The 8,296-nt window shown below is 73.3% G+C and carries 9 protein-coding genes; 4 read left to right on the top strand and 5 right to left on the bottom strand.

The features are described from left to right. Both AC08OP_RS11295 and AC08OP_RS11290 read left to right on the top strand, forming a co-directional pair. Positions 1 to 774, top strand: a 774-nt coding sequence (locus AC08OP_RS11295) for a hypothetical protein (RefSeq protein ID WP_476614147.1), incomplete at its 5' end; no start/stop codon positions are given. A gap of 15 nt (positions 775 to 789) precedes the next feature. Then, positions 790 to 1,659, top strand: a complete 870-nt coding sequence (locus AC08OP_RS11290; protein WP_476614146.1) for an ATP-binding protein — start codon at positions 790 to 792, stop codon at positions 1,657 to 1,659. A 39-nt stretch (positions 1,660 to 1,698) separates the two neighbouring features. On the opposite strand, the gene AC08OP_RS11285 is transcribed toward AC08OP_RS11290, so the two are convergent. Continuing rightward, positions 1,699 to 2,322, bottom strand: a complete 624-nt coding sequence (locus AC08OP_RS11285) for a hypothetical protein (RefSeq protein ID WP_462202682.1) — start codon at positions 2,320 to 2,322, stop codon at positions 1,699 to 1,701. 198 nt (positions 2,323 to 2,520) lie between these two features. Between AC08OP_RS11285 and AC08OP_RS11280 the strand changes: the two genes are divergently transcribed. Both AC08OP_RS11280 and AC08OP_RS11275 read left to right on the top strand, forming a co-directional pair. Then, positions 2,521 to 4,536 (top strand): WD40 repeat domain-containing protein, encoded by a 2,016-nt coding sequence (locus tag AC08OP_RS11280; protein ID WP_476614145.1) that lies wholly within the window; start codon positions 2,521 to 2,523, stop codon positions 4,534 to 4,536. Positions 4,537 to 4,742: 206 nt separating this feature from the next. Further along, on the top strand, positions 4,743 to 5,030 hold the full coding sequence (locus AC08OP_RS11275) for a hypothetical protein (RefSeq protein WP_476614144.1): 288 nt from the start codon (positions 4,743 to 4,745) through the stop codon (positions 5,028 to 5,030). Positions 5,031 to 5,141: 111 nt separating this feature from the next. On the opposite strand, the gene modA is transcribed toward AC08OP_RS11275, so the two are convergent. From modA to AC08OP_RS11255, 4 genes are all read right to left on the bottom strand, one after another. Then, positions 5,142 to 5,954 carry a molybdate ABC transporter substrate-binding protein gene (modA, locus tag AC08OP_RS11270; RefSeq protein ID WP_476614143.1) on the bottom strand — a complete coding sequence of 271 codons (813 nt, stop codon included), beginning with the start codon at positions 5,952 to 5,954 and terminating at the stop codon, positions 5,142 to 5,144. A 344-nt stretch (positions 5,955 to 6,298) separates the two neighbouring features. Continuing rightward, the gene (locus tag AC08OP_RS11265) at positions 6,299 to 6,433 is read right to left on the bottom strand and encodes a flavin reductase family protein (RefSeq protein WP_476614148.1); all 135 of its coding nucleotides are present in this window, start codon (positions 6,431 to 6,433) and stop codon (positions 6,299 to 6,301) included. A 255-nt stretch (positions 6,434 to 6,688) separates the two neighbouring features. Beyond that, a complete protein-coding gene (locus AC08OP_RS11260; RefSeq protein ID WP_476614142.1) occupies positions 6,689 to 7,249 on the bottom strand; it encodes a VOC family protein in 561 nt (186 codons plus the stop codon). A gap of 27 nt (positions 7,250 to 7,276) precedes the next feature. Next, positions 7,277 to 7,720 carry a hypothetical protein gene (locus AC08OP_RS11255; RefSeq protein ID WP_476614141.1) on the bottom strand — a complete coding sequence of 148 codons (444 nt, stop codon included), beginning with the start codon at positions 7,718 to 7,720 and terminating at the stop codon, positions 7,277 to 7,279. Between the last annotated feature and the right edge of the window lie 576 nt (positions 7,721 to 8,296).

Below are 8,296 nucleotides of genomic sequence, written 5' to 3'. Positions count from 1 at the left end.
CGAGGCGCTGTGGGCGTGGCAGGCGGCTGGGCACCCGCCGTGGCAGGTGGTTCGGGGCAGCGAGCAGCGCGGGTCCTGGGAGCCGTCGCGGCACCCGGCCTGGTCGCGGTGCTGACCGGGGCCGGGCTCGCGGTGGCCACCCCGGAGTCGGACTTCGCCGCGCAGGCCGCATCCGTCCCGGACTCCGAGGTCGCGACGCTGCGCATCGACCTGTCGGTCGGGGCGCTCTGGCGTGCCGGCGACGGGGCACGGGAGGCCCTCGACCTGGTGCAGGCGCTCGCCGGGCACGGGCTGGCCGCGGCCGTGGCGATGGCGCTGCTGGAGACCAACCGTGTCCTGGTCGTGGTGTCCACCCGCGGCCTGCCGCTGGGCGGCCTCAACCTGTCCGGCCGGCGGACCTCCGGCGTCAGCTGGCACGCGCTGCCGGTGACCGGGCTGCCGGCCGCGATCGACTCCGGCGGCTCCGCGGCGGTGGTGCGCCCGGCCGGCACCGGGATCACGCTGCTGGTCACCCTCGCCTACCGGAGCAGCGAGCTGGCCGACCCGTACCAGGTACGGCTGGAACTGCCGGCCGGCGCGACGCTGAACCTGGACCAGTACGAGTTCCTGATGAACGTGGTCGAGCGGACCGTGCCGGCCGGGATCCAGGCGAACACGTTCGCGATCCGGCGCCGCCACCTCGACGTGGACGGCGACGGGACCGCCGACCCGCTGCCGGTGACCACGGCCCGGGTGTTCCGCCGCTTCCGTCGGACCGGCGTCCGCCGCGGGTGACCGGATCCGGCGCGGGTGAACGTCGAGGAGGTCTTCAACCCCTTCGGCCGGCCGGGCCGGGCCCGTGGACCCCGGCCGGGCCTGCACGCGGCGCTGACCGCGCTGCTGCGGGACTCCCCGCGGCTGGTGCTGGTGCACGGGCCGCCCGTCGCCGGCAAGTCGTCGCTGGTGGAGGAGGTCCTGCTCGACCTTGGCTGCCCGGCGGTGACGACCACCTGCGACCGGCGGTGGACGGCGGCTGAGCACCTGCTGGACGCGGCGGTCTCGCTGGCCGGTCTGGGCGCCGCGCCGGACGGCTGGGACGCCGTGACCCGGGCGGTGGCGCCGATGGGCGTGCGTGACTACCTGGACAACCTGCCGGGACGGCGCCGTGCCGGCATCCCGGGTGTGCCGGTGGGCCGGCTGGTGGGGCAGCTAGGCCGGGCCGGCCACGCCTGGGTGCTCGACGACGTGCACAAGCTGCCCGCGGACGGCTGGCAGGCGGTGCTGGCCGCCGTCCCGGGCGGTCCGGGTCCGGTGGTGATCGCGGTAGGCACGGCGGCACCGGCCTGGCCGGGTGCCGGGCCGAGCGGTGCTGGGCCGAGCGGTGCTGGGCCGGGCGGCGTCCCCGCCCTCGCGGTGCCGCCGCTGTCCGCACCGGAGATCGAGGCCGGGCTGAGGGCCGGCTTCGCCGCCCTGGGCTTGGTCGTGCCGGCAGCCGTGGTGGCGGCGTGGGCTGCCGACCCCGGACTCGGGGCGGCGCGCTGCCAGGCGTTGGCCTACCAGGTTGCGCTGGCTGTGGGTGCCCATGCCCGGCCGCCGGGCGCGCCGGCGCGGACCGCCGTCGGCGAGGACCTCTGTGCCGCGGTCACCGAACGGTTCCGCGGCACGTGGACGTTGCGGTGAGGACCGGGCGCTCCCAGGCCCGGCGGGAAGGTGGACCCGTCAGTCCGGCCGGAAGGTGGACCCGTCCAACGACAGGAAGCTGCCGTGGGTGCTGCGGGCGACCACGGCGCCGGTGTCGAGGACGTCGATGCGCGTGGTGCCCGCGGAGCTGAAGACGCTGAAGATCTGCCGGGTGCTCGGCCGGTAGCCGGGTGGCAAGGTGAAGATCAGTGACGCGGCGACGGTGGCCTCCGCACCACCGGTCAGCGCCCCGCGCAGGTGGACCACGCCGGACCGGTCCTTCAGGTAGCCGGGCGGGTTGAACTGTAGGTCGTCGGTGGTGGTGGCGCGCCGCCAGGTGCCGGCCAGCGGCGGCGTGGTCCAGGCCTCGCTGAACGGGGTGTCGAGCCGGCGCAGCTCGGTGCGGATCTCGCCGAGCAGGTCGTGCAGGTCCGCCCGGACCCGGGCCAGCTCGGTCAGCGACACGCGGCCGTCGGCGCTCAGCCCGTCCAGGTCGCTCTCGATTCGGTGGAAGCGGAGGTTGAACCCCTCCTCGGCTCCGTTCCGCTCGGCCTGCACCGTGCTGACGCCGTCAAACCAGTCCTGGTGGTGGAAGCTGCGCGTGAACCTCGGCACCACGTTGGGGTCCTCGCGCGGGAACTCGGTCGTGTAGTCGAAAACCACCTGCGCCTCCACGCTTTCGTGATCTAACCTGCCGGTTCGCACGATACCGAGCCGGCCATGGTGATCAGGCCCAAATGACGGCCCGGGTCCGAGTCGCAACAGCCGAAGGTGTCCGGCAGCCGACGAGGGCAGGTCCCGCTCGACAGGCTCAGGCGCCGCGCCGCCCGAGTAATGTGATCTTGGGTTACCTGCGCTCTGGTGGATGCGTTCGACGACAACGACGGGTGGGCGATGGCAACGGCGTTCGACGGGTGGGATGCCGGCGCCACAGTCCGGGTCCTGCCGCAGATTTTCCACGTGTTCGGCGTCGGGTCCGTGCCGATGGCCGACGGCCGGGTGCTGGTCTTCGCGAGCGTTGCCGCACCAGGTACCGAGTTGGTGAGGTTGACCCCGCAGGGGCAGCCGGCGGGGCAACCGATCAGTCTGGAGCCGGACGACTTCGTCGGCACCGTCACGCCGCTCGTCCTGCCCGACGGGCGCCGGGTGGTGGCCACCGGGACCGCTGTGAACGTCGAGGACGGCCCGCGCGAGAGCCACACCGAGTCGCACATCCGCCTGTGGGCCGCTGACACCGGCCAGCAGGTGGGGCCGACCGTGCCCGGTCAGGGGCGGTGTATGACGCAGCTCAACCTTGCTGACGGCCGGCGGCTGCTGATCTTCGGTGAGGACGAGGGATCGGTCGTCCTGCTGGACCTGCCCGCCCTGTCCGTCGTCGCCCGGCTGCCGTGGCACCCCTTGGACCAGTTCGACTTGCTGAGGTGCCTGAGCGTCGTTCACCTGGACGGCAGGGCTCACCTGGTCATGGCCAGTGCCTTCGGCGCCCTGCGACTGTGGAGCATGGACTGGCTGACCGACGAGCACGCCCACATGACCGAGGTTGCGCGTGACGCCGGGGCGGAGCTGGGGGCTGCGGTGGTGGTGCCGGGTGCCGACGGCCAGCCGCTGCTGGCCCACAGCTTCGGCCGTCTCGTGGTGTTACGGGACGTGCGAAGCCTCGATCCCGTCGGGCTGCCGCGCGTCCTGCCTGGCGGCGTTCGTGAGCTGGCCGCGCTGCCGCTGCGGGACGGGCGGACGCTGCTCGCGGCCGGCATCGACGGGGGGGACATCGTGCTGTGGGATCTTGCCAGTGGCCAGCAGGTCGGCCCCCCACTCGCCGGCCACGAGTCCGGTGTCACCGCGCTGGCCGCGGTCCCGATGCCGGACGGGCGCTCGATGCTGGCGTCCGGCTCCGTCGACAGCACGGTGCGGTTGTGGACGCCGGAACGGTCGGCGCCGGTCGCGCAGACCGTGACCGGCCACGCGGGTCCGGTGCTGGCGCTCGCCGCGGTGGGCGGGCTCGCCGGCGGGAATGCCCTGCTGGCCTCGGCCGGCCAGGACCGTTCAGTGCGGCTGTGGAGGGCTGACGGCGAGCCGGTGGGTGAGCCGCTGCTGGGTCACACCGGGGCGGTGTTGTCGGTCGCGGCCCCACCCGGCAGCGCGACGACCGGTCCGCTGGTGGTCTCGGGGAGTGGGGACCGGACGGTGCGCCGGTGGGACCCGGTGACCGGGGTGGCGGTCGGGGCGCCGCTGACGGGCCATTCGGGGGCCGTGCGGGCGGTGACGGCCGGCGGGCAGCCCGGTCAGCCGCTGGTGGTCTCGGCCGGTGTCGACGCGACGGTGCGGCGGTGGGACGCGGCGACCGGGCAGCCGGTCGGCCAGCCCCTGCGCGGCCACGAGGGTGCTGTGCTCGCGGTCGTCACGCTCGTCGCCGGCGTCCCGATGATCGCTTCAGGCGGCGACGACGGCACCGTCCGGTTGTGGAATCTCCTGACCGGCGCGGCGCTCGGGCGGTCGCTGACCGGGCACAACGGTGCGGTACGCGCCCTGGCCGCGCTGGTGGTCGCCGGTCGGCCGCTGCTGGTCTCCGGCGGGGACGACGCGGCTGTGCGGCTGTGGGACCCGGTGGCGGCCACCGCGGTCGGAGAGTTGCGGGGCCACACCGCCGGTGTGCGGGCGGTGGCGGCCCTCGCCGGCGGTGGGGAGCCGCTGGTGGCGTCTGGAGGGGACGACCGGTCCATCCGGCTCTGGGACCCGGTGTCGCATACCCAGGTGGGTGCTGCGCTCGTCGACCACACTGACGGAGTTCGTGCGCTGGCATCCCTGCGGCTGGCGGACGGCAGCGAGAAGCTCGCGTCGGCCGGCGCGGACGCCACCGTCAAGCTGTGGACCTTCTGACCCGGCGGGCCGGGCGGCAAGGCCGGCCCGTGGCACGGCGGATGGGTGCCACCTCATGGCATGGGGAAGGCTCCCAGTGCTGCTGGTCGGGTCCTTACGGCGACCGGGCCGGCGGGGTTACCGAGAGCCGCGGGGCCGACGGTTGACCTTGTCGCCCCGGTGACGGGGTGGGCCGAGGGGACGGTGCCATATGCCACATGTTCGCGATGAGCAGTGGGCGCAAGCGGGTGAGCGCGACGTTCTGGCTGCTGGACGCCACGGACAGCCCGCGGGGGCGGGACGTCCGCCCGCCCGACGGGGCCGGCCTGGGCACGTTCGACGGTGACGGCGAGCCGTACCTGGCGAAACAGCCGATCGCGGGCCGCGCTAAACGCGCGATCTCCGTCTACGCCGCCAACACCGCCAGAGGCCGGATCCATGGCCACAGCTACAAGGCCACCCTCAGCATCGAGATCGTCACCGACGAAGCCTGGACAGCGGCGACCGCCGCCTAACGCCGATTTCCACGCAGGAGGTTCGGGGCAACCTCGTCAGGCGAAGTCGAAGTGCAGGGTCCGCCTGCTCCACCACGGGATGACCGTGTCGGGGATCAGCGGGGCCTGGGGTCAGGGGGCCTGGAATCCCGCGTTGGTCAGCACGGTGCTCGCCTTGTCGGACAGGATGAAGTTGACGAACGCGGTGGCGCCGGCGGCGTTGGGCGCGTTCTTCAGCGCGACGATCGGGTAGTCGTTGATCGCCTTGGTGGATTCGGGGAACTCGACGCCGTCCACCTTGCCCGCCGACGCCTTGACGTCCGTGCGGTAGACCAGCGCGGCGTCGACCTCACCGAGGGTGACCTTCGACAGTGCGGACTTGACGTCCTGCTCCAGGGTGACCGGGGTCAGGTTCACCCCGGCGGCGGCGAGCGCCTTCTTCGCGGCGGCTCCGCAGGGCACCTGCTCGGCGCACAGCGCGGCCTTCACCCCCGGCCTGGTCAGGGCGGGCAGGTCGGTGACGCCCTTCGGGTTGCCCTTCGGTACGGCGATGACGAGCTGGTTGCGGACGAAGACCTTGGGCGCGCCGACGTTGTCGCCGGCGTCGGTGACGGTCTTCATCGTGGCCGGGCTCGCCGCGGCGAACACGTCGGCCGGGGCGCCGGAGGTGATCTGCTGGGCCAGCTGCGAGCTGCCGGCGAAGGAGAAGGTCACCTTCGATCCGGGGTTCGCGGCCTCGAAGTCCTTGCCGAGCTGGGTGAACGACCTCGTCAGCGAGGCGGCGGCGAGCACCGTGACGGTCCCCTGTACTCCGCTCGCGGCGCTGCTGGCCGTGGCGGAGGGCGTCGCCGCAGCGCCGCCGTCGCTGCCGCCACATCCGGCGGTCGCGAGAAGCCCGGCGCCGAGCACCGCCAGGGCCGCCGTCTTCATCTTGCGAAATCTCACGTGTCCCGTTCCTCCACCCGTTCATCCGTTGTCCGGTTTCCGCAGTCGCGGACCCTGTCGCTCTGCTAATCCGCAGATGCGAAACTCTGGGCATGATAGTTCCGTATCTGCACGGTGAACAGGCGGGTTGTTCCGTGGTGTGCCGGTGCGCGGCCGGGGCCTGCGCCACGGCGACCGGAGCCCCGCTCGGCGGGCGGTGTCGAGAGCGGTGCCGAGGGCAGGGTCAAGAGCGGTGCCGAGCCGGTTGAGCCGGTCGTGCTCCTCGGGCAAGCCGCGGGTGATGGCAGGCCGGGTTACGGCAGGACGTGGGTTACGCGGCAGGACGTGGGTTACGGCGGGCCGGGTTACGGCAGGACGTGGAAGGTCCGGTCGTGGTAAATGAGCGGGGACGCCTCCGGGTCGGTGTCCGCCTCAAGGACCTGGCCGATGATGAGGAAGTGGTCCCCGGCCTCGACGGGTGGCCGGGCGGAGCAGCGCAGCCACGCCCGTCCCCCGTCGAGCAGGGGCTCGCCGGTCGCAGCCTGGTCCAGCGGGTCGGCGAGGCGAACCGGTCGATCCCGCTGCGGGCGAAACGCCGGGCGACCTCCTCCTGCTGGGAGGACAACAGGTTCACCTTTCGAACCAGCGGGCCAGGAACCGGGTGGACACGTAGGCCAGGGCGGCGCTCTGCGCCACCCCGACGCGGGTGCATCGGGTCGTCCGGGTGAGCCCCGCCGTCCCGACGGGCCCGCGCGTCAGCCGTCGGCGAGGGATCTCCGGTCCCGGCGCAGGGGATGATCGGGCGGGATCTCCACGACCACGATCGGGACGCCGTCCGGATCCTCGATCCACATCTCGTCGAGTCCCCACGGCTCACGCCGCGGCTCCCGGGTGATGACGACACCCGCCGTGTTCAACCGGGTGTGTTCGGCCGCCAGGTCACGCACCTGCAGCCAGAGCCGCGTCGTCCCCACTGGTTCCCGGCCTGCGCCCACCGGTTCCCCGCCCGCGCCCACCGGCCGTGCCGGGCGCGGCGAGCGCCCGGACACCTCCAGCAGGCCCTGGCCGAGGAAGAACACCAGCCCGGGTTCCTCCGGCGGCCCGAATTCGCGGTAGACCGCCAGCCCGAGGGTCTCGCGGTAGAAGCGGTGACTGCGTTGCGGATCCGTGGGCCGGAGCAGGATGCGGCTGCTGAGAACCTCCACCCGGCCAGTCTGCCCCGTCCGCGGACCGCCGTCGTCACCACCGGGGGCGGTGACGGGGAGCAGGCCGCGGTCGGCTCCGGTTCCCCACGAGCGCGCGACGAGCGCGCGCAACGCGTTGACGGCCGTCCAGGTCCGGCGTCAACCGCCGCGCAGCGTCCTGGTGATCCCGGCGGCGACCGTCGTCGCGAGCGCCCAACCGGCGGCGATGAGGAAGTAGGCGAACCAGACCGTCGCGCCGCGCGGGGTGAAGTGCTGCTCCTGCCCGAAGTCGATGAGGGGCAGCAGCAGGTCGAGGGTGTAGACGGGGGCGTGGAAGGCCGACGCGGCGGTGTCGTCGACCGGCGCCGGCGGCCGTAGGTCGAACAGCACGCTGCCGGCCACCACCAGAAGCGCGATCCACGAGGCGGCCCGCACCGGGCGGAATCCGTATCCCACGAGCAGGTCCTGCAGGTGGCTCCATAGCTTCGCCGCCGGCGCCAGAGTCTCGCGTCGATGCGATCGAGCCGCTGGTGCCGGCGCTGTTGCCGGCACCGTGGCCTGGGCCGCAGTCAGGGCCGCAGTCAGGGCCGCAGTCAGGGCCATGGTCAGGGCTGTCGTCGCCGGGGCGCGCGCCGTCCAGGCGGGCCCCCTCCAGGCAGACCCGGCTGCCCACCTCGGCGTAGGCGATGCTCACCGTCCCTTGGGCGTGGAACCCCTCACAGCAGTTGAGCATCGCGGCGACCTTCAGGTCGAATGCCGCCAGCGCGGTGCCCGTGGGACTGCTCAGGTGGGCTCCCTCCAACCGCACCGATCCGCCCACGACAGCGTTGTTCAGCCTCAGCTCCCCGTCGCAGCGCAGGGCCGACAGGTACCGGCCGTCGGGTGAGGGGCCACCGAGGAGGTCGTCCTCGACGTGCAGCCGGGTTGCGTCGAAGGCGGAGCCGGGGCCCTCGAAGCGGGCGCCGGAGAGCAGCAGCGCTCCGTTGATCCGGGTGCCGGCCAGGATGACCGGTCCGCGGGACCGGCAGTCGAAGAGCCGGAGGTTGCCCTCGATGACGGCGTTCGACGCGAGGATTCCGCGGAAGTGCGTACCGGTGAGATCGAGCTGGCGGGTTCTCGCCCCGTACAGATTCACCCGATGGTCGAAGACGCAGTCCCGCAGCCGGACCGGACATCCAA

The sequence above is a fragment of the Frankia sp. CeRuru1 genome (genome assembly GCF_977966315.1).
Note: the sequence above shows the minus strand (reverse complement) of the source record. Positions and strands in the feature narration are given on the sequence as shown.

Excerpts from the sequence above, each read along its gene's own strand:
- AC08OP_RS11275 (WP_476614144.1), top strand. The coding sequence starts at position 4,743 with ATGAGCAGTGGGCGCAAGCGGGTGAGCGCGACGTTCTGGCTGCTGGAC.
- AC08OP_RS11255 (WP_476614141.1), bottom strand. The coding sequence starts at position 7,720 with ATGGCCCTGACTGCGGCCCTGACTGCGGCCCTGACTGCGGCCCAGGCC.